Consider the following 19,011-nt stretch of genomic DNA (forward strand, 5'->3'; position numbering starts at 1 on the left):
CGTCTACGCATCTTGGCGGAGCCGAGCCAATGCGGCGGGGAGGTCGGCGAAGGTGGCGATGATCTGGTCGGCGCCGAGGTCGGCGGCAGGGATGCGGGTGTAGCCGCCGGCGCGGAGGATGATCGGGACGCCGGCGGCGCGGGCGACGGCGACATCGTTGGCGTTATCGCCGACCATGACCGCCGCGCCGGCGTCGCAATGGAGGTCGTTTAGGACGGCCTGAAGCAGGCGTGGATCGGGCTTCTTGACGCCGTCCAAGGTGTCGCCCCCGAACACCGCGGAAAAATAAGCGTCGAGGCCCAGGTCGTGCAGGATCTCCCGCGTCGGCGCCTCCGGCTTATTGGTGCAGATGCCGAGGGAAAAGCCTTCCGACTGCAGCCACTGGAGTGTCTCGACCACGCCGGCATACGGGTGAGTCAGCTCCGTCGCTCGCCCCTCGTAGAACCCCAGGAAGCGCGCGGTCAGGTCGTCAAGGCCGTTGGCGTCATCAAGGCCGCCCGTCGCTTCGAAGGCACGCTCGACCAGCTTCTGGGCGCCATCGCCGATCATCCCGACAACCGCATAAAGATCCAGGATGCTGCGGCCTTCTGCGGCCAACAGACGGTTGACGGCGCGGCGCAGATCCGGAGCGCTGTCGATCAACGTGCCGTCCAGGTCAAAAACAACGCTGCGAAGAGTTCGCATATTAACCCAATCTTTAGAAACATTCGGCAACAATGTTTCACTTGGCGGGTCGCGGCGTCTATGGCAACGTCCCGCCGATCTTGCGCACCTTTGCTTGTTGTCTTTCAGCCACAGGTCAGTCCATGTCAAATCGAAAAACGGCCGTCGTCGTGCTGGCTGCCGGGTTGGGGACCCGCATGAACTCCGCGCGACCCAAAGTCATGCATGCTGTCGCCGGACGGCCGCTGATCGGCCACGTGCTGGCGACGGCGGCGGCGCTGGATGCGGACCGGGTGGTGGTGGTCATCGGCGACGAGATGGCGGACGTGGCGAAGGCGGTGGCGCCGCATCCGACGGTGATCCAGAGCCCGAGGCTCGGCACCGGCCACGCGGTCGCTGCCGCCCGCGCCGAACTCGGAGATTTCGACGGCGACGTGCTGGTGATGTACGGCGACACGCCGCTGGTGGCGGCCGACACGCTTCAGCGCATGCTGGCGGCGCGCCGAGCAGCGTCGGACCCGGCGGTGGTCGTGCTCGGGTTCCGCGCCCGCGATCCAGGTGGCTACGGACGGCTGATCGTCGACACGGGCGGGGCCCTGCAGGCAATCGTGGAGGCCAAGGACGCCAGCGCCGGGCAACGCGCCATAGATCTCTGCAACTCCGGGGTCATGGCCATCGACGGCAAGCGCCTCTTCGGGCTCATCGAACGGGTCGGCAACGACAACGCCAAAGGCGAATTCTATCTCACCGACATCGTCGGCATCGCCCGCGGCGACGGGCTCGCCGCCGCCGTGGTCGAGGGCGACGAGGACGAGTTCATCGGCGTCAATTCCCGAGGCGACCTGGCGCACGTCGAGGCGATCGTACAGGAGCGGCTCAGGACCGCGGCAATGGCCGGCGGCGCCACCTTGATCGGGCCCGAGACCATCTTTTTCAGCCACGACACCCGGCTCGGACGCGATGTGGTGGTCGGGCCCAATGTCGTTTTCGCGCCCGGCGTTACCGTCGGCGACAATGTGGAGATCCGCCCGTTCTGCCATCTTGAAGGCGTCACCATTGAGAGCGGCGCTTCCATCGGGCCGTTCGCGCGGCTCCGCCCCGGAGCGCATGTCGGCAACGACGCCCACATCGGCAACTTCGTCGAGATCAAGAACGCCAGCATCGAGACCGGCGCCAAGGTCAACCACTTGACCTATATCGGCGACGCCCGCATCGGCGCCCGCGCCAACATCGGCGCCGGCACCATCACCTGCAACTACGATGGATTCTTCAAGAGCCACACCGACATCGGCGCCGGCGCCTTCATCGGCTCCAACACCTGCCTGGTGGCGCCGGTCAAGATCGGCGACGGCGCCATCGTCGGGGCGTCGAGCGCCATCGCCAAGGACGTGCCCGCAGACGCGCTGGCCGTCACCCGCGGGCCGCACGTCGTCCGCGAGGACTGGGCGCGGCGCTTTCGCGAGCGTCGGGCGGCGCAGAAGGCGGCCAAAGCCAAGACATGAACCGCGAGACGTAAGGACAGAGCCAAATGTGCGGCATTATCGGCATTATCGGGAAGGCGGCGGTCGGGCCGCTGCTGATCGACGGACTGAAGCGGCTGGAGTACAGAGGCTATGACTCCGCCGGCATCGCTACCTTGGTCGACGGCACCATCGAGCGCCGCAGGGCTTCCGGCAAGATCGTCAATCTCGAAAACGTGCTGAAGGCCAACCCGGTCGAGGGGGTGATCGGCATCGGCCACACCCGCTGGGCGACGCACGGCGCGCCGACCGAAAACAACGCCCATCCCCACGCCGACAGCCGCGTCGCCCTGGTCCACAACGGCATCATCGAGAACTTCCACCAGCTACGCACCGAACTGACCGCCGAAGGCTGCACGTTCTCGACCGAGACCGATACGGAAGTGGTCGTGCATTTGATCTCGAGCCACCTCGCCAAAGGCCTCTCCCCGCAGGAGGCGGTACAGGAGTCGCTGCAACGGCTCGACGGCGCATTCGCCTTGGCCATCTTGTTCGCCGGACGCAAGGACCTGATGATCGGCGCCCGGCGCGGCAGCCCGCTGGCGGTCGGCTTCGGCGACGGCGAGATGTACCTCGGATCCGATGCCTTGGCGCTGGCGCCCCTCACCAACCGCATCTGCTACCTCGAGGAAGGCGATTGGGCGGAGGTGACGGCGAGCGGCGTCGTCATGCACGACGCCTCCGGCACGATCGTGGAGCGGCCGGTCAGCCTCACCTCCACCTCCGGCGCGATGATAGGCAAGGGCAACTTCGCCCACTTCATGCTGAAGGAGATCTACGAGCAGCCGGCGGTGATCGGCGATGCGCTGCACGCGCTGCTCAACCCGTGGAATTTCCTGGTCACCATGCCGAAGCTGAGCTTCGATCCCACCAAGGTGTCGCGGATCACCATCGTCGCCTGCGGCACCTCGTTCCACGCCGGCCTCGTCGCCAAGTACTGGTTCGAGCGCATCGCCCGGGTGCCGGTGGAGATCGACATCGCCTCGGAGTTCCGCTACCGCGGCGCCGACCTGCCGCAGGGCGGGCTCGCCATCTTCATCTCCCAGTCGGGAGAGACCGCCGACACCCTGGCGGCGCTGCGCTATGCGAAGCAGCAGGGCCAGCACACCATCAGCATCGTCAATGTCGCCGAGAGCAGCATGGCGCGGGAATCGGAGATGGTGCTGCTGACTCATGCCGGACCGGAAATCGGCGTCGCCTCGACCAAGGCGTTCACCACCCAGCTCACCGTGCTTGCCTGCCTGGTGCTGCACGTCGCCGCCAAGCGCGGCGCCATCGACCGCGCGACCGAGGAGCGCCTGTGCCGGGCGCTGACCGAGGTGCCGGGCCGCGCCAACGACGTGCTCATCCACGACGAACGGCTGGCGGAGCTGGCCCACAAGGTGGCCGAGGCCCGCGACGTGCTCTACCTGGGGCGTGGCACCGGCTATCCCATCGCACTTGAAGGAGCGCTCAAGCTCAAGGAGATCAGCTACATACACGCCGAAGGCTATGCCGCCGGGGAGATGAAGCACGGACCCATTGCGCTGATCGACGAGAACATGCCGATCATCGTCATCGCGCCGTCGGACGAGCTGTTCGACAAGACCGCGTCGAACATGCAGGAGGTGGTGGCCCGCGGCGGCCGGGTGATCTTCCTGTCGGACCGCTCCGGCATCGAGCGGTTGGGTATGACGGCGGCGGCCACAATCGAGCTTCCGGAGGTGGACCCGTTCGTTGCGCCGATCCTCTACACCATCCCCGTGCAGCTGCTCGCCTACCACGTTGCCGTCGCCAAAGGCACCGACGTCGACCAGCCCAGGAACCTGGCGAAGAGCGTCACGGTGGAGTAGCGGAACGAGATCAACGCTGGCGACCCGATTAGTGCGCGATGCCAGGGTCTCTTGAACTGGGATGACCGTCAGTCCACCAGTTCGAACATCAGCAGCAGAGTGCGCTGGAAGACCGAGTAGTTGTCGTCGGAGACGATGTAGACGAGCGTGCGGCCGTCGCTGTCGCGGCAAACGGCGATGCCTTCCATGTTGTCGACTGTGACGCCGCCGCCGAGGTGGGCGACCGCCTCGGCCGAAACGGCGGCTCCGGGTTCCAAGGTATCGGCGGCAATACGGCGGAGGCGCACATCCAGCGGCGGGAATCGCCGCTCAACGACCAGGACATCACCGCCGGGCAACGTCGCAGCGTCCGTGGGGCGAAAGCCGCCATCGATCAAGTATTCGAACTGAAACCAGGATCCGCTGACGTTCCGCACCCAGCCGAGAACGCCGTCATCGGTGGTGTCCTGCTCGGCAAGCATCAGGAGACGGCCGTCGGGCAGCCGCGCCAGGGACTCGATGCCGCCGTTGGACGGCATGTCGGAGAGGCCGGGCGGCGGGGCGACCGGCAACGGCGGCTGCCCGTCCATGAAGTAGCGCATCAGGCGATGTTCGCGTTCGAACGCGACGATCACGCTTCCGTCGAACATCGGCGCCATTGCTTCCGCATCGGCGGAGTCCGGTGTCGCGCGCACGAACGGCAACTCGCCGATGACGGCTTCCGCGATCCCAGCCAGATCGCCGTTCACATGGACGAGGCGCAAGAGCAGCCAGTAGCCGCGGTCCGAGATGGCAGTCAGCGAGCCGCCATCCGCGTCGATGGTCAGGCCGGACAGCCCGCCGAATCGCGCATCCTCCGAGCGCAACTCCAGTCCGCCGCGATAGCGCAGTTCCCCCACCGCCGTGCGCTGCGGATCGTCCACATCGAGAGGCACGCCGACCGTGGTCACCTTGATTGCGGCGCCATCAGAAAACAGCGCCGGCACGCTTGGATGCGCGGCATCGGCATCGCCGACCATCCCGATGATGGCGGCGAACAGCAACAGGAGCCGGAGCATACAGGACAGCATGGTGGGCCATTGGCTGGACATTGCCGGTTACCAGCAGCTATGGCGGACGGCGCCAACAGGGAGCGCCCGGCTCACGGTGCCGCAGCCATGGCGTCACCGGTCACTGTGGATGCCTGAGCGAGAGCGGCAGACGTGCTGCCTCTCTCGTTTCCAGCGTCCGCCGTTCGATCGCGGACGGCGCGCGGCCCGCTAGAAGCGCACCCCGACGCCGACGCCGATGATCCAGTGGTCGATGTCCACGTCGTTGGCGTTGATCTGTCCGGCGGCGCTCTGGACCGTGACGTCGGTGTTGAAGAACACTTTCTTGACGTCGGCGTTGAGGCTCCAGCGCTCTCCGATCGCAACGTCGACTCCGGCCTGAAGCGCCCAGCCGAACCCGTCGTCGTAGTCCACGTCGTTGATGATGCCGGGCGCGCCGTCCTCGTTCTGCCCGTAGAAGATGTGGTATGCGACGCCGGCCCCGATGTATGGACTGAACGTGTGCTTGGGGAAGAAATGGTACTGCGCCGTCAAAACCGGCGGCAGGATCCACACCTCGCCGAGATCAACGCGGCCAAGCGCCGAACCATTGACGATCGGCTTGAAGCGTGCCGTGGCCAGGATCAACTCGGCGGCGATGTTCTCGGTGAAGAAATAGGAAAAGTCGAGTTCGGGGACGAACGGTTCGTTGAGGTCGACGTCGCCGCCGACCAAGTCCGTAGTGCCGTCCACATCCGGGACGATGCCGACCGCACGCAACCGGATCAGCAGATCACCGGCGTCCTTCGCTTTCGCCGGCGCACCTGTTGTGAACGCCATACCCACGGCCCCTAGCACCACAATAGTCTTGGCGAAGCCTTTCATGACCATCTCCTGACTGATCCACGTTGCAACCACATCAGGTTCTTCGACTCCCGTTGGCTTCAGCCAGTGGCCCGCAGGCGAACCCGACCCGATGCCCTTACGGATGCTGGGGTTATAAGTCAATCGCGGGGCAGGACAGCAGCGGCGGCAGGCTGTTGTTTTGGCAGCTAGTGACAAAACGGCAACACACGGTCAGACGCGGTCCCTTGTCGAATCCGCGACCCGATCGCGCCGATCGCGGCGCAGTTCGGCAGAAGGCTTACAAGCAGAACGCCGACCATGACCCGCATCATTGCGTGTCGGCGGCTCGGCGCGTCAGGCATGGAAACGATCCGCAACCGAATGCCTCTTGCCACGCTCACGATGGAAGTTGATGCGAGCGCCACAAGGCTCTGGCGTCGCATCCGAGATTGGTGTTGTTTTCGCGTGCGGACGGTCCCACAAGACGATCGCTGAAGAGGAGCGGAGAAGCGATGTTCGAGATGAAGCCAGTTGGCTTTTTTGGATTGATCATCCTGATCGCCGACATCTACGCCATCGTCAAGACGGTGCAGAGCAGCGCGTCGACCACCGCCAAGGTGCTGTGGGTGCTCGGTATCCTGATCTTCCCGTTGCTGGGGTTCCTGGCCTGGCTGCTGTTCGGCCCCCGCTCAGAGACTTGACGGCTCTGGCGGCCTGTCCTCCGTGGCCGTCGAGAGGCGATCGCGGATCAACTCTGCGATTCGATGCGGGTTCCCGTCGAAGGCGATGCCGATGCCCTCGTCGTTGGACCAGGCCACGCGGCCATGGAAGACGCCGACTCGGTCGATGCGCAGCGTGACTGGCGTGTCCGGCGCCAGTCTCGTCTCGGCGAGTACGTGTAGTCCGCTGATGGAGACATTCTGAATACGGCAGGTGAGAACGTGAGGCGCAAGGGCGCTCTCCGCGCTCAGGCTGGCCGACCAGAGCACAGGGTAGCGCCGTTGTCCTCGCCGTTCCGCCGTCTTCGATGTCGTCATCATCAGATCTGCTTCCGGCGATTGTTGCGTTTGGGTAATGCCGTGCAGGCTACGCTGTTTCACAGGCGCGCTCAACGAGCCATGATGGCGCGCTCCCTCGGCACGCTGATGCTGATCCTGTCCAGCGTCGCCGCGTATCCCGGTCCGGCGGTGGCCGCGGATCTCGTCGTCCGCATCGAAAACCTTCGCTCCGCCGACGGCATCATCCGTCTGGCGCTCTACGACAGCGACGAGCAGTTTCTGCAGAGCGGTGGCGCCCGCGCCGGCGCCGATCGCGAGGCCGAGGCCGGCGGTGTCGAGGTCGTGTTTCCGCAGCTTCCGTCCGGCACTTACGCCGTCGCCACGTATCATGACGAGAACGGCAATGGAGCGTTCGATACCGGGCTGCTGGGGCTGCCGTCGGAAGGCTTCGGCTTCAGCAACGACGCCCGGGTGCTGCTTGGCCCGCCGTCGTTTGCTGACGCCGCCATATTCGTTCCGGCTGAGGGCGCGACCATCGTCGTCCGCATGCGTTATTGGAACGGGTCAAGTTCCGCTTCGGACTCACCTGTCGCAAGACCGAGGAAGTAACAGGATGTCGAGCGACCCTCACCGTCTTCGCGAAAGTCAGGGCCGCAACCCGGTTTCATCGGTCGCGGTGCCGGTCACGGGGCCGAAACGATACTGCCCGTGCTCCATTGCGAACACATGGGCATAGAGATTGGCGATCCATTGCTTGCCTTCCTGGGTGAGCTGTAGATAGCCAAGGGCTTCGGTGATGTAGGGGCGCACGCTGTCCCAGAAGAAACGCGGGTAAGCGTCCGCCAGATCCGCGGCGGACCGGTAGCCGAGGCGTTCGGCAACGCCGGTCTCGACGAATTCGTAGTACAGCGCCGTCAATCTCTGCGGGTAGTTGGGATCGGCGAGCTGGCCGATCAAGTCCGCCGCGCGCACCAGGCCGGCTTCGGTGCCGGTCTCCTGGTGATCGCTGGACTCTGGCACCGGAAACCGCGTGAGCTCGATCCCCTTGGCGACGCGCTCCTCGTCAATCTCCGGCACATCTTTGAGCCGATCGCGGACGAAGATCTTGCCCCTATCCACGTGATAGGGGGTCAGGAATGCGTCGGATGCGCCGCGGGGGGCGGCGACCCTGTTGCCGTCGGTGTCGATGACGAAGGTGTGCAGCGTGTCACCGGCGCAGACACCGCGCACGTAGCCGATGTCGTGGCACAGGAGCGCGGCGGTGTAGTGCAGCCAATCGCTCGGAAACAGCCGCTGCCTGAGAAATCGCCCGCGAAAGATCTCCTGGCCGACGCAGGTGACGAGGATGGTGTGTTGGAGGTTGTGGTAGAGCGCGTCGCTGTTGGCGACCTGCTCCAGGATCAGCCGCGCGCCGAAGGCGATCCTGACCGGAACCATCGGCTCCTCGGCGCCGAACATCGTTTGATAGTAGCAGTTCAGCGCGTCGCAGAAGCGATCGACGACGACAGTCGTAGGGTTGAGCAAGGCCTATACCCTCCCGAGCACGTCCTGGCCACTCACCGCCCCGCGGGTCACGCCAACAGGTGCTCGTACAACATGAGCGCCGCGAAAACCAGAAGGATCGCGCCGGTGCCCGCCGAGACAGCACGCTGGACTCGGGGCTGAGTGAGGAAGCGCCGGGCTTCCTTGGCCAGCCACGCCAGCGGCGCCTGCCATGCGACGTTGATGACGATCAAGGTCGCCGTCAGGGTGATGAGCTGCGCCGTCACGTCCTGCCGTCCCGCTACCACGAAGTTGGGGTACAGGGCCAGGAACAGGATGATCACTTTGGGATTGAGGACGTTGGTGACAAGGGCGTCGCGACAGGCCTTGGCCGGAGAAGTCGTAACGTCTGATCCCGCGATGCCGATGGCGCCGGTGCCGCGGACTCCCTGAATACCGAGCCATGCGAGATATCCGGCGCCCGCCACGGCGACCATGCGGAACAGGACCGGCGACGCGGCGATGAGCACCGACACCCCGGCCGCGGCCAGCGCCGTATGCACCAGCAATCCCAATTGCACGCCGGCGACCGCCGCGAACGCCGTGCGGTGCCCCGAGGTCAGGCCGTAGCGGAGGATCAGCATCGTATCGGGACCGGGCGACACCACGATTGCGGCCACGGTAAGTGCGAATGCGGTGAGCGTGGCCGGATCGACGGGCATTGGCTACGGCAACGACCGCGACAGCCGCGCAAGAAAGGCGAGGATCGCGTCCAGCGCCTCCTTCAGGTTCTGGTCCTCGGTGCGCCCGGACGCCTTGCGCGGCTTGAAGCCGTGGTCGCCGTCGCCAAGCCAATGGACGTTGATGGCGGAAGACAGCGGGTAGTTCGCAACCTCCGCGCGGCTGCCGAACGGATCGCGTTCGCCCTGTACGATCAGACACGGGGCGCGAAGCTCCCGCAGGTGCTGGATGCGGCGCTGGTCGTCCGCCTTGTCCGGCGGATGGAACGGGTAGCCAAGACAAAGAAGACCCCGCACGCCCGCATCGTCGGCCACCATCGAGGCAATCCGCCCGCCCAGAGACTTGCCACCAATGACCAGCCGCTCGGGCCCGAGTGCGTCGATGACGGCGCGCCACGTCGCCAGCAACACCGGAGGCCGATCGGGCCCGCTGCGCCTTCCCGTTTTCCGCCGCTGCGCCATGTACGGAAATTCGAAGCGGGCGACGCGAAACCCTTCCTCCGCCAGCGATCCCGCGAAGGATGCCATGAACGGGCTGTCCATCGGCGCGCCGGCGCCGTGGGCCAGTGCTATCGTCAGGGCCGCGTTTGCCGGGCCGTCCAGCCGGAGTTCCGGCCCGTCCATCGGTGCGTCAATGAGCCCTGGCGAACTCGGCGAAGAAGTCGTTGCCCTTGTCGTCGACCACGATGAAGGCCGGGAAGTCCTCGACCTCGATCCGCCAGATCGCCTCCATGCCGAGCTCCGGATATTCGATGCACTCGACCTTGCGGATGCAGTCCTGGGCGAGGCGCGCCGCCGGGCCGCCGATGGAGCCGAGGTAGAAGCCGCCGTGTGCTTTGCACGCCGCCGTCACCTGCGGCGAGCGGTTGCCCTTGGCCAGCATCACCATGCTGCCGCCAGCCGCCTGGAAGGTGTCGACGTAGGAATCCATGCGCCCGGCGGTGGTCGGCCCGAACGAGCCCGAGGCGTATCCGGCCGGGGTCTTGGCCGGGCCGGCGTAGTAGACGGCCATGTCCTTGAAGTACTGTGGCAACCCCTCGCCGGCGTCGAGCCGCTCCTTGAGCTTCGCATGGGCGATGTCGCGGGCGACGACCAGCGGGCCGGTGAGCGACAACCGGGTACGGATCGGGTGACGGGAAAGGGTTGCGCGGATCTCATCCATCGGTCGGTTGAGGTCGATCTGCACAACATCGCCGGCGAGATCCGCCGCCTCGATCTCCGGCAGGTACTTGGCCGGATCCCGCTCCAATTCCTCCATAAATATCCCGTCCTTGGTGATCTTGCCGAGGATCTGGCGATCAGCTGAGCAGGAGACGCCGATGCCGACCGGACACGAGGCGCCGTGGCGCGGCAAACGAATGACGCGCACGTCGTGGCAGAAGTACTTGCCGCCGAACTGGGCGCCGATGCCCATCTGCTGCGTCATGCGGTGCACTTCGTTTTCCAGCGCCACATCGCGAAAAGCCTGGCCGTACTCGTTGCCCTCGGTGGGCAGGCTGTCGAGATAGCGTGCTGAGGCAAGCTTCACGGTCTTCAGGGTCATCTCGGCAGAGGTGCCGCCGATGACGATGGCGAGGTGGTAGGGGGGGCAGGCCGCCGTGCCCAGCTTGCGGATCTTCTCGTCGAGGAAGGCGCGCAGCCGTTCCGGGTTCAGCAGCGCCTTTGTCTCCTGATAGAGGAACGTCTTGTTGGCCGAGCCGCCGCCCTTGGCCATGAACATGAACTTGTAGGCGCCGCCGGGCTCGGCGTAGAGGTCGATCTGGGCAGGAAGGTTACTGCCGGTATTCTTCTCATCGAACATCGACAACGGTGCGACCTGGCTGTAGCGAAGGTTGGTCTCGGTGTAGGCCTTGAGGATGCCCTCGGAGAGCGCCGCCTCGTCGTTGCCGCGGGTCCACACGTCCTGGCCCTTCTTGCCCATGATGATGGCGGTGCCGGTGTCCTGGCACATGGGCAGCACGCCGCCGGCGGAGATGTTGGCGTTCTTGAGCAGCTCGAGGGCGACGAAGCGGTCGTTGCCCGAGGACTCCGGGTCGTCGAGGATCTTGCGGAGCTGCGCCAGATGGCCGGGCCGCAATAGATGCTGGCAACTGCGCATCGCCTGGTCGGCAAGCAAGATCAGTGCCTCGGGCTCGACCTCCAGAACATGGCGGCCGTTGACGGGGACGGAGCCAACGAAGTCCGAGGACAACTTCCGATAGGGCGTTGTGTCTTCGCCCAATGGGAACAGGGTGTGATGGATGTAATCGCTCATGCTCTCGCCCTCGTCAGCGTCAATGGTGATGATCCCAGCCCTCTTTTACGTCCCCAGAAGGCCGATTGCGAGTGGGGTGCGCAACAGGTGCGCGGAATATCCGCCGTCCGGCGCTATTTGGATCACTGCGTCGACTTCGCGGCCCCACAAGGACGATAAAAGGATGAAAACAAGGCCTCTTACTTTTTCCGGAACCTGTCGAGGGCGATGACCCGGTCGTCGTCGTCGGCAGCGTCGGCAGCGGGTTTGCCGGTCTCGCCCGGGTCGCTGCTCTTGGGCGTCTCACGCTCGGCGCTCGGAGTAGGCAGGGCTCCCGGCGCCTCACCGGACTTGCCGACCGCCTGCTTCAGTTGCAGACCGAAATTCACCGACGGATCGGCGAACTGACTGATAGCCGCCAACGGAACCACAAGCCGCTCCCGCTTGCCCCTGAACTTCAAGGTCACTGCGAAACACTCGTCGTCAACATCGAGGTCCCAGAACTGGTGCTGAAGCACGATGGTCATTTCCTCCGGGTGCAAAGCGCGGAGGTAAGCAGGAATATCCACTCCGCCCACGTCGGTCCGGAACGTCACGTAGAAATGATGTTCGTCTGGCAAGCCGACTTCCCCGGCATGCAGCAGCGCGCGCCGAACTACCCCGCGAAGCGCGTCCTCGATCCACTGATCATAAGGAAGCGAACCCTTCTGCGCGCCATCCGTCATCTCGTCACGAAACCCTCGCTCCATACCCCTGAATCGATGCCGGTTGAACGACCAGGCTCCGGCGAAGTTCCCCCCGGCCCGAACTCCTTGGCCTGAAGCTCATGGCCGCAGGTGGGGCAAGGTGGGAGGCTTCTGGTGCCAGGTGCCTCCCGAACCCCGCCTACGCCTTAAGCGGCGACAGCAAATGCCTCATTGTCATTGGCATCTATAGTTTCGGCCCGATAACGGTGGTACCATGCCGAGCGAAAACCACACCTTTACTACGCACGTCGATCCTGTTTCGCCCCCTTAAGTCGGCCTGCGCCGTTGCAGGGCCAAGTCCCGCCACCCTTGTGCAGGTGGCGCCCGCCTCGGCGGGATTGGTGGAGGCGCCGGGCACTGCCCCCGGGTCCGCTACGCCTATTCCGTGCAGCGTTTATCGCCATAGTCGGCTAACCGACACTCATAATATAGTGCTGCATCCCCCTGCCGAGCAAGCGCCGCGCGCGGCCGCCGCGCGAATGGCCACACACACCGAAAATCTGTGGTATCGTTAAGATGCGGACAGGTTCAGAGTCGTTCTACAAACATCATGAGAGCGGGTGGAGCTTGGCTCGGTGGTTGAACCGCAGAATCTAAACAACCAGGACGAGCGTCGGGAGTGCGAGGCGGCCCGCCTCGCGGCGCTGGCGCGTTTCGATTTCTTCGAACCGGAGCCGGGCGACATCCTCGATCGTTTCGCCCGCCTCGCTGCGCAGATGTTCGACGCTGCCTACGCGGCGCTGGTGTTCGTCGAGGCGGATCACGTCCGCTCCATCGCCCGCCACGGCCTGCCGCCGATCCGCTGCCCGCGCCGCGACTCGTTCTTCAACGAGACTATCGAGCAGGATCAGATCGTGTGGATCGCCGACGCGCGGGCGATCGAACCAACCCGACGCTGTGTTCTGGTGGCGGAGCCGCCGAACATCCAGTTCTTCGCCGGTGCCCCCTTGAGGACGACTGACGGGTTCCCGATTGGGGTCCTTTGCGTAATGGATCCGGAACCCCGCATCCTCGCTGATCTTTCCACCCGCAGCACGCTTACCGACTTGGCAGCGTGCGCGATGAGCGAGATGGAGTGCTGGCGCCTCAACCGCGAACTGGAAACGGCCACCAACCAGCGGCTGGAAGGCGCTCGCGAGCTCGACCTGATTTACGAATCCGCGCCGGTCGGACTGTCCATCGTCGACCGCGAGCTGCGCTTTCGGCGGATCAACCACCATCTCGCAAGTATGAACGGCAAATCGATGGGGAACATATCGGCAAGACCATCGAGGAAGTGCTGCCCGATCTCGCGCCGATCCTGGTGCCGCTCTACAAGGGTGTTTTTGCGACCGGCGAGCCGGTGCTGGACTACGAAATCATCGGGCAAACGCCCAAAGAGCCCGGCGTCGACCGCGTGTGGATGGGCAGCTACTTTCCTGTTTCCGACGCGGGCGGCCGCACCGACTATGTGGCCGCCGTGGTCCAGGAAGTCACCGCCGCGCGCAAGATGGAGTTCGTTGAGCGGCAGAACGCCAAGCGGCTGCGGCGTCTCCTCGACGGCATCGGCTCCCTCGTCGGCGTCCTCGATACGAGCGGCACGTTGCTGGAAGCCAACCAGACGGCGCTCGGCATTGCCGGATTGGCTCCGGAGGACGTGCTCGGCAAGCCGTTCGAGCAAACCTACTGGTGGTCGTATTCGCACACCGTACAGGCGCAATTGCGAGACGCGATCGAGCGCGCGCGACTGGGCGAATCGGTGCGGTACGATGTCCTGGTGCGCGTCCGCGACGGGCAGTTCATCACCATCGATTTCCAGCTGACGCCGCTTCGCGACGACGACGGAAGGGTGATCAATCTGATGCCGTCGGCGGTCGACGTCACCGAGCGCAAGGCCGCCGAGGCGGCGCTCGCTACGAGCGAGGCGCTTTTCCGCGAAACGTTCGAGCAGACCGCCGTCGGCATGGCGCACATCAGCCTGGACGGGCGGTGGCTGCGGGTCAACGACCGGCTGAGCGAGATCTTCGGGTTCACCGGCGACGACCTGCAGAACAGGACGTTCCAGGAAATCACCTGCCCGCAGGATGTCGATGCAGAGGTTGACAACATGCGGCGACTGATCGCCGGCGAGATCGACTCTTACAGCATGGAGAAGCGCTGCGTTGGGCCAAGCGGATCGCTGACCTGGGTCAACTCCACAGTCTCCGTGCAGCGGGACGCCGTGGGGGAGCCGGATCACGTCATCGTCGTCGTTGAAGACATCGATGCCCGCAAGGCGGCCGAGCAGCGGCTGGCCACGGTGATGAGTGAGCTCAGCCATCGCGTCAAGAACCTGCTCGCGACGATGCAGACCGTCGTCACCCATGCCGCCCGTCGCGCGGAGTCCAAGGAGCAGCTCGTTCAGTCGGTGACGACACGTACCCGAGCTCTCGCCAATACCCACGACATTCTGATCAAGAGCCAGTGGCAGGGCGCTGAAATCTCCGAGTTGGTGGCGGAGGAAGTCCGCCCGTACGGCGCGCAGCGGGTCCACACCGAGGGCTCGGCGCTGTGGCTGACACCGAAAGCTGCGCTCGCGTTCTGTCTCCTGATGCATGAGCTGGCGACCAATGCGGCCAAGTACGGTGCGCTCTCCGGCGAGACGGGTCGCGTTGACGTCCGCTGGACAGTGACGGACACCGGCGAGGGCGAGACGTTCCGGTTCGTCTGGGAAGAGCACGGTGGTCCCGCCGTCACACCGCCTTCGGCCCGCGGCTTCGGCTCCGAAATCATCGAAGACATCGCACCCAGGGAACTGGACGGGGTTTCGACACTGGAGTTCCTCCCGGAGGGAGTCCGCCTCACCATGGAGGCGCCGCTGCAGCGGATGGCCACGGGCGAGGAGCTGGCGCGGAATGCGGAGCGCCGCCGAAGCGCCAGAGCGCCCGCCGGTGACGGGGCGCAACGGGTGCTCGTGGTCGAGGATTCGGCGATGATCGCGATGGATCTCGAATCCTTCCTGACGAGCGCCGGCTACAAAGTGATTGGGCCGGCGTCGTCCGTGTCGGAAGCCATGGCGCTCGTCGACGGGGATACTCTAGACGCCGCCTTCCTCGACGTCGATGTGGAAGGCGAACTTGTGACGCCGGTGGCAATCAGGCTCAAAGACATGGGAGTGCCGTTCGCGTTCTTGACCGGTTTTGACGGCGCATCCATCGAAGTGCAGGAGTTCCACGACGTCATCGTGTTGGAGAAACCGTTCAGCGACCGGTTGATCCTGACAACCCTCGCGACGCTCCTCGCCAACCGGCAGGCCGCGCCGCGCCCGTAGCAAAAAAGGGGGTCATTCCTCTTTTTTCCGCCGCCTCCGCCGCCTCCGCCGCCTCCGCCGCCTCTGATACACGGCGGAACACGGCTTCGGCTATTGCGCCTAGGGCCCATCGCGCAATGTTTTCGAAAAGACCCTCGCTTGAGAATCAGTCAAGACTGGGGATGTGGACGGTGAGACGGTAGCCTTCGTCGGTATGCAGATGTGAGCGGCCGCCGAGTTGGCGCACGAAGCCCTTCATCAGGGCGAAGCTCAGTCCACTGCAGTCGGGCCCAAGCGCTCCGAAGCGTGAATCGCTTCTGACGGTGAGCGTGGCGCCGCTCTCTCCGGAGCGTTTAAGCGCGATCAAGAGGTTGCGGGGGCCGTCATCCTCCACCTCCTGATCAAGAGCGCTCGAAACCACCTCCGTCACCAGCAGCGCAATCGGCACAACCCGTCGCGTATTCGCATTCAGGGAATCGATGTCGCAGTGCACGCTCAAGCTCGAACTGAGCTGGGGGCGCGATCGCTTCAAATAACCGGCGATATCGGGCAGAAGCTGGTCGAGGGGCACCCATTGGATCTTATGGCCGCGATAAAGCTGTTCGTGAATCCTGGCGAGGGCATAAACCCGGTCCCGGGTGGTGCTCAGCGCTCGCCGCTCCCGCTCGTGGGCTGCGTTGCGTACCTGCAGGTTCAAAAGGCTGGCGATGACCTGCAGGTTGTTTTTGACCCTGTGGTGCAGTTCCTTCAGCAGTCCGCGCTGGTCGTCGACAGCCTGTTCCAATTCGCTTTCTCGCGCCACGAGGTTGTCCGCCATCATGTTGACGGTCCGCCCCAGCTCACTGATCTCTTTCGGAGAGTCGTCATCATCCGGCACCCGCACGTCGTGCCGGCCCGCCGCGAATGCCGCGGCGACGCGCTGCAGGGTCACTGTCGGACGCAGAACCAATCGGTCGATCGCCACCCAGGCGACCACCAGCGCGATCAGCCACATCAGAAGCGGGGCGCCGACTGCGCTCAGCAACCGCCAGTTCCACGCGGTCAAGGCCAGATCGTCGACACTTCCCAGGACAAGGTGGATTTCATCCCGCAACAGTGGAGCGAACCCAAAATGCGGAGGCGGCCGTCGCTCCCGGTCAGGCGCACGGCGCTCGGCTTTGCCGCAAGCGACTCCCGAAGTTGTTCGGGCCGCGGCAGCCACCTCCGGTCATGGGCTGCCGCCGATGCGGCCGCGATGGTGTTGCCGCGGCCGTCGACCATCGCCACGTGGGCGACGACCGGGGTATCCGCCTGGACCAACAGATCCTGCAGCCATCGTGCTTCGAGCGTAAGAAAAAGGGCCGAGGTGAGGGCGCCCTGGCGGTCGAAGATCGGCAAGCCAACAGCGTTGAGGCCGCTCTCCGACATGATGCCGGGCGTGCGCCCTGTCACCGTCAATTCCTGCCGCGCCACCACCTCCCGATACCAATCCTCGTGGGAGATGTTGAGCGGCTGGGCGAGGGGGGTCGAGCTGCAGATGATATCGCCGCTGCGGTTGGTCAGCACCAGCGACCGGTACAGCTCCGAAATCATCAGTACCGAGCGCAGCACCTCGCCGCACTGCTCGGGTTGGAGGTCGATGACGTCAGGAAGAACGCTCAGCGTCTTCAGCAGCCGCCGCGCGCCAACGATGAATTTCTCCTCTTCCCGAGCCGACAGGATGGCGGCCTGCAGAACGGAGTCTTCAGCGATGGCGGTCAGCCGCTGAAAGTTCGAGAGCGCCTGGACGCAGGCCAGGACGCCGGCCGGAAGCAGCGTCACCGCCAGGATCAGCACCAGTCGCGCTCGCAGCGACCGAAATGGTTGCCAATTGCCCCGCTTACTGGATCTGTTTGGCATGAACGTCTCAGACGACCGAACGTGTTCCCGTTCCCGCAGCCCGAAAGTTCTCGGGCCCGATTTCCGGCCGCCCGCTGCCGTCCGGGTCGAGCATTTCCGTCAAGCGGACCCTGGCGCGGTTAACCCTGCTCTTGATGGTTCCGACAGCGCACCCGCAGATCCGGGCAGCGTCCTCGTATGCGAACCCGGAGGCGCCAACCAATATCAGAGCCTCGCGCTGTTCCACAGGCAGTCGCGCCAAAGCCGCTTGAAAATCGTTGAGTTCGACCTGATCCAGCTGGCGTGGGCGACTGACCAGTCGCGCGGCGTGAACCCCGTCTGCGTCTTCTACCTCTCGCCACATCCGCCGCACTTCCGAATAGTAATGATTGCGCAGGATGGTGAACAGCCACGCCGTCAGGTTCGTGCCAAATTCGAAACTGTGAAGATTTGCCAGAGCCTTGACGATAGTGTCCTGTACAAGATCGTCGGCCTTTGACGGATCGCCGGCAATCGACCGGGCGAACGCCCGCAAGTTCGGCAGGCGCTCCACGATGTCATCGCGCAGCTGCTCCACTTCGGCGCCGGTCATCGGGCGTCCGGATCCTCGTTCTTGAGCTTTTTCAGGAGATCAAGCAACCGATCCGGAACCGGCTCGCTGAGAGCCTTATTGTAAACCTTGCGGAGCTGATGCCCGATCCACTCTTCCTTGATCTCCCTTGGCTCCATCGCCCCACTTCGACAGTCGTCGGATCTCTGCTGTTGATACGTTTCGCGTTTCACTCGTTCCGCCGACGGATCCCGCATCGGGTCTTCGTCCTTCGCCATGATCGATCCCCTCACGGCGACTGCAATGCTGAGCTTGAAGCTTTCATGTAGACACAACGTGACGCATAATGAATGGTTCCATCGCATCGCGTCTCGCTTTTTTCGTTGAGATGACGGCCTGCGGCGGATACAGGGGGGTCAGATGACGCTGTGGGAGGCGTGGCTCTCCTCTTTGAGACTGTGCTTAAGGAGCATGACGACCGATGTCGCGCGCCGAGGAGATCGCCGTACATATCCCGCTTCTTCGCCGCTACGCGCGTGCGTTGACCGGAAATCAGGAAAGTGGCGACGCCTTCGTCGCCGCTGCCCTGGAAGCGATTGTCGCTGCGCCCGATGAGTTTCCGACCGACGTCGCACCGCGGATCGCGCTCTATGCGGTTTTCCACGCGGTCTGGACATCGGTAACGGTCGATGTGCCGGAACCGCCAGCGTCGCTCGGCGACCGCGAAGAGATCGTCAAGAAGCGTTTGGCGACGCTGACGCCGACGTCGCGGCAGGCGCTGCTGCTGACCGCCATGGAGGGCTTCTCCGATCATCAGGCGGCACGGATCATGCAGCTCGATCCCGAGGAAATCCCGGGGCTGGTGAAGTCGGCAATGGAGGAAATCGGTCGTCAAACGACCTCCAGCGTGCTGATCATCGAGGACGAGCCCCTCATCGCCATGGATCTCGAAAGCATTGTCGAGGAACTCGGACACTCCGTCGCAGCCGTCGCGGATACGCGGGACAGCGCCGTCAAGGCGGCAAAGGAGCACAGGCCCGGCTTGGTGCTGGCGGATATCCAGCTTGCCGACGGGTCGTCCGGCATCGACGCCGTCCGTGAAATCATCGACGCGTTCGAGGTTCCGGTCATCTTCGTCACCGCCTATCCCGAGCGTCTGCTGACCGGCGAGCGCCCCGAGCCGACCTTTCTGATCACCAAGCCGTTTCAAGCCGAAACCGTCCGCGCAGCGATCAGCCAGGCGCTGTTCTTCGAATCGACCGCCTGATC

At 64.6% G+C, this 19,011-nt stretch carries 20 protein-coding genes and 1 other RNA gene; 6 read left to right on the plus strand and 15 right to left on the minus strand.

Features of this window, described 5'->3' with window-relative positions; all coding sequences use genetic code 11:
• Positions 1-3: 3 nt before the first annotated feature.
• Positions 4-684: a phosphoglycolate phosphatase gene (gene gph / locus IPM60_02415; protein ID MBK8906776.1), complete on the minus strand. Its 681-nt coding sequence runs from the start codon at positions 682-684 to the stop codon at positions 4-6.
• A 122-nt stretch (positions 685-806) separates the two neighbouring features.
• Between gph and glmU the strand changes: the two genes are divergently transcribed.
• Both glmU and glmS read left to right on the plus strand, forming a co-directional pair.
• On the plus strand, positions 807-2,165 hold the full coding sequence (gene glmU, locus IPM60_02420; GenBank protein MBK8906777.1) for a bifunctional UDP-N-acetylglucosamine diphosphorylase/glucosamine-1-phosphate N-acetyltransferase GlmU: 1,359 nt from the start codon (positions 807-809) through the stop codon (positions 2,163-2,165).
• Between the two features lie 26 nt (positions 2,166-2,191).
• Entirely contained in the window at positions 2,192-4,015 is a 1,824-nt protein-coding gene (gene glmS / locus IPM60_02425; protein MBK8906778.1) for a glutamine--fructose-6-phosphate transaminase (isomerizing), read from the plus strand.
• A 68-nt stretch (positions 4,016-4,083) separates the two neighbouring features.
• On the opposite strand, the gene IPM60_02430 is transcribed toward glmS, so the two are convergent.
• Positions 4,084-5,052, minus strand: coding sequence for an esterase-like activity of phytase family protein (locus IPM60_02430; GenBank protein ID MBK8906779.1), 969 nt, complete (start codon positions 5,050-5,052; stop codon positions 4,084-4,086).
• A gap of 201 nt (positions 5,053-5,253) precedes the next feature.
• Positions 5,254-5,907, minus strand: coding sequence for an OmpW family protein (locus IPM60_02435; GenBank protein ID MBK8906780.1), 654 nt, complete (start codon positions 5,905-5,907; stop codon positions 5,254-5,256).
• A gap of 473 nt (positions 5,908-6,380) precedes the next feature.
• Here IPM60_02435 and IPM60_02440 point away from each other — a divergent pair, with 473 nt between their 5' ends.
• Positions 6,381-6,569 (plus strand): PLDc N-terminal domain-containing protein, encoded by a 189-nt coding sequence (locus IPM60_02440; GenBank protein MBK8906781.1) that lies wholly within the window; start codon positions 6,381-6,383, stop codon positions 6,567-6,569.
• Here the strand turns inward: IPM60_02440 and IPM60_02445 are convergent.
• Positions 6,558-6,908 carry a PilZ domain-containing protein gene (locus IPM60_02445; GenBank protein MBK8906782.1) on the minus strand — a complete coding sequence of 117 codons (351 nt, stop codon included), beginning with the start codon at positions 6,906-6,908 and terminating at the stop codon, positions 6,558-6,560. The two genes, IPM60_02440 and IPM60_02445, sit on opposite strands and share 12 nt — an antisense overlap.
• Positions 6,909-6,986: 78 nt before the next feature.
• Here IPM60_02445 and IPM60_02450 point away from each other — a divergent pair, with 78 nt between their 5' ends.
• Complete coding sequence (locus IPM60_02450) at positions 6,987-7,475, plus strand: DUF2141 domain-containing protein (protein ID MBK8906783.1); 489 nt, start codon at positions 6,987-6,989, stop codon at positions 7,473-7,475.
• 36 nt (positions 7,476-7,511) lie between these two features.
• On the opposite strand, the gene IPM60_02455 is transcribed toward IPM60_02450, so the two are convergent.
• The 7 genes from IPM60_02455 to IPM60_02485 all read right to left on the minus strand — a co-directional run bounded on the left by IPM60_02455 (position 7,512) and on the right by IPM60_02485 (position 13,287).
• Complete coding sequence (locus IPM60_02455; protein MBK8906784.1) at positions 7,512-8,390, minus strand: metal-dependent phosphohydrolase; 879 nt, start codon at positions 8,388-8,390, stop codon at positions 7,512-7,514.
• A 47-nt stretch (positions 8,391-8,437) separates the two neighbouring features.
• Positions 8,438-9,070: a LysE family translocator gene (locus IPM60_02460; protein MBK8906785.1), complete on the minus strand. Its 633-nt coding sequence runs from the start codon at positions 9,068-9,070 to the stop codon at positions 8,438-8,440.
• A gap of 3 nt (positions 9,071-9,073) precedes the next feature.
• On the minus strand, positions 9,074-9,712 hold the full coding sequence (locus IPM60_02465) for an alpha/beta fold hydrolase (protein ID MBK8906786.1): 639 nt from the start codon (positions 9,710-9,712) through the stop codon (positions 9,074-9,076).
• Positions 9,713-9,719: 7 nt separating this feature from the next.
• Complete coding sequence (locus tag IPM60_02470) at positions 9,720-11,342, minus strand: fumarate hydratase (GenBank protein MBK8906787.1); 1,623 nt, start codon at positions 11,340-11,342, stop codon at positions 9,720-9,722.
• Positions 11,343-11,521: 179 nt separating this feature from the next.
• Positions 11,522-12,046 carry a hypothetical protein gene (locus IPM60_02475; protein ID MBK8906788.1) on the minus strand — a complete coding sequence of 175 codons (525 nt, stop codon included), beginning with the start codon at positions 12,044-12,046 and terminating at the stop codon, positions 11,522-11,524.
• A 120-nt stretch (positions 12,047-12,166) separates the two neighbouring features.
• Positions 12,167-12,525, minus strand: a transfer-messenger RNA (tmRNA) gene (ssrA, locus tag IPM60_02480).
• Positions 12,526-12,660: 135 nt separating this feature from the next.
• On the minus strand, positions 12,661-13,287 hold the full coding sequence (locus IPM60_02485) for a hypothetical protein (GenBank protein MBK8906789.1): 627 nt from the start codon (positions 13,285-13,287) through the stop codon (positions 12,661-12,663).
• Between the two features lie 56 nt (positions 13,288-13,343).
• Here IPM60_02485 and IPM60_02490 point away from each other — a divergent pair, with 56 nt between their 5' ends.
• Positions 13,344-15,356 carry a PAS domain S-box protein gene (locus IPM60_02490; GenBank protein ID MBK8906790.1) on the plus strand — a complete coding sequence of 671 codons (2,013 nt, stop codon included), beginning with the start codon at positions 13,344-13,346 and terminating at the stop codon, positions 15,354-15,356.
• 145 nt (positions 15,357-15,501) lie between these two features.
• Here IPM60_02490 and IPM60_02495 read toward each other — a convergent pair whose 3' ends face one another.
• From IPM60_02495 to IPM60_02510, 4 genes are all read right to left on the minus strand, one after another.
• A complete protein-coding gene (locus tag IPM60_02495) occupies positions 15,502-16,380 on the minus strand; it encodes a HAMP domain-containing protein (protein MBK8906791.1) in 879 nt (292 codons plus the stop codon).
• The gene (locus IPM60_02500; protein MBK8906792.1) at positions 16,377-17,150 is read right to left on the minus strand and encodes a cache domain-containing protein; all 774 of its coding nucleotides are present in this window, start codon (positions 17,148-17,150) and stop codon (positions 16,377-16,379) included. Before IPM60_02500 ends, IPM60_02495 begins: the two co-directional genes overlap by 4 nt.
• Positions 17,151-17,220: 70 nt before the next feature.
• Positions 17,221-17,784, minus strand: a complete 564-nt coding sequence (locus IPM60_02505) for a sigma-70 family RNA polymerase sigma factor (protein ID MBK8906793.1) — start codon at positions 17,782-17,784, stop codon at positions 17,221-17,223.
• A complete protein-coding gene (locus IPM60_02510) occupies positions 17,781-17,921 on the minus strand; it encodes a hypothetical protein (GenBank protein ID MBK8906794.1) in 141 nt (46 codons plus the stop codon). Before IPM60_02510 ends, IPM60_02505 begins: the two co-directional genes overlap by 4 nt.
• A gap of 302 nt (positions 17,922-18,223) precedes the next feature.
• Here IPM60_02510 and IPM60_02515 point away from each other — a divergent pair, with 302 nt between their 5' ends.
• Positions 18,224-19,009, plus strand: a complete 786-nt coding sequence (locus tag IPM60_02515; protein MBK8906795.1) for a response regulator — start codon at positions 18,224-18,226, stop codon at positions 19,007-19,009.
• The last annotated feature ends 2 nt before the right edge of the window (positions 19,010-19,011 follow it).

The organism is Rhodospirillales bacterium (genome assembly GCA_016710335.1).
GTDB lineage: Bacteria > Pseudomonadota > Alphaproteobacteria > Rhodospirillales > Defluviicoccaceae > JADJXQ01.

Bases quoted from the DNA above. Each gene is read 5' to 3' on its own strand.
- gph (MBK8906776.1), bottom strand. From the start codon at position 684: ATGCGAACTCTTCGCAGCGTTGTTTTTGACCTGGACGGCACGTTGATC.
- glmU (MBK8906777.1), top strand. From the start codon at position 807: ATGTCAAATCGAAAAACGGCCGTCGTCGTGCTGGCTGCCGGGTTGGGG.
- glmS (MBK8906778.1), top strand. From the start codon at position 2,192: ATGTGCGGCATTATCGGCATTATCGGGAAGGCGGCGGTCGGGCCGCTG.
- IPM60_02430 (MBK8906779.1), bottom strand. From the start codon at position 5,052: ATGCTCCGGCTCCTGTTGCTGTTCGCCGCCATCATCGGGATGGTCGGC.
- IPM60_02435 (MBK8906780.1), bottom strand. From the start codon at position 5,907: ATGAAAGGCTTCGCCAAGACTATTGTGGTGCTAGGGGCCGTGGGTATG.
- IPM60_02440 (MBK8906781.1), top strand. From the start codon at position 6,381: ATGTTCGAGATGAAGCCAGTTGGCTTTTTTGGATTGATCATCCTGATC.
- IPM60_02445 (MBK8906782.1), bottom strand. From the start codon at position 6,908: ATGATGACGACATCGAAGACGGCGGAACGGCGAGGACAACGGCGCTAC.
- IPM60_02450 (MBK8906783.1), top strand. From the start codon at position 6,987: ATGATGGCGCGCTCCCTCGGCACGCTGATGCTGATCCTGTCCAGCGTC.
- IPM60_02460 (MBK8906785.1), bottom strand. From the start codon at position 9,070: ATGCCCGTCGATCCGGCCACGCTCACCGCATTCGCACTTACCGTGGCC.
- IPM60_02465 (MBK8906786.1), bottom strand. From the start codon at position 9,712: ATGGACGGGCCGGAACTCCGGCTGGACGGCCCGGCAAACGCGGCCCTG.
- IPM60_02470 (MBK8906787.1), bottom strand. From the start codon at position 11,342: ATGAGCGATTACATCCATCACACCCTGTTCCCATTGGGCGAAGACACA.
- IPM60_02475 (MBK8906788.1), bottom strand. From the start codon at position 12,046: ATGACGGATGGCGCGCAGAAGGGTTCGCTTCCTTATGATCAGTGGATC.
- IPM60_02485 (MBK8906789.1), bottom strand. From the start codon at position 13,287: ATGGTGGTTGATCCGCCGAAAGCGCAGCTCGCGGTCGACGATGGACAG.
- IPM60_02505 (MBK8906793.1), bottom strand. From the start codon at position 17,784: ATGACCGGCGCCGAAGTGGAGCAGCTGCGCGATGACATCGTGGAGCGC.
- IPM60_02510 (MBK8906794.1), bottom strand. From the start codon at position 17,921: ATGGAGCCAAGGGAGATCAAGGAAGAGTGGATCGGGCATCAGCTCCGC.
- IPM60_02515 (MBK8906795.1), top strand. From the start codon at position 18,224: ATGTCGCGCGCCGAGGAGATCGCCGTACATATCCCGCTTCTTCGCCGC.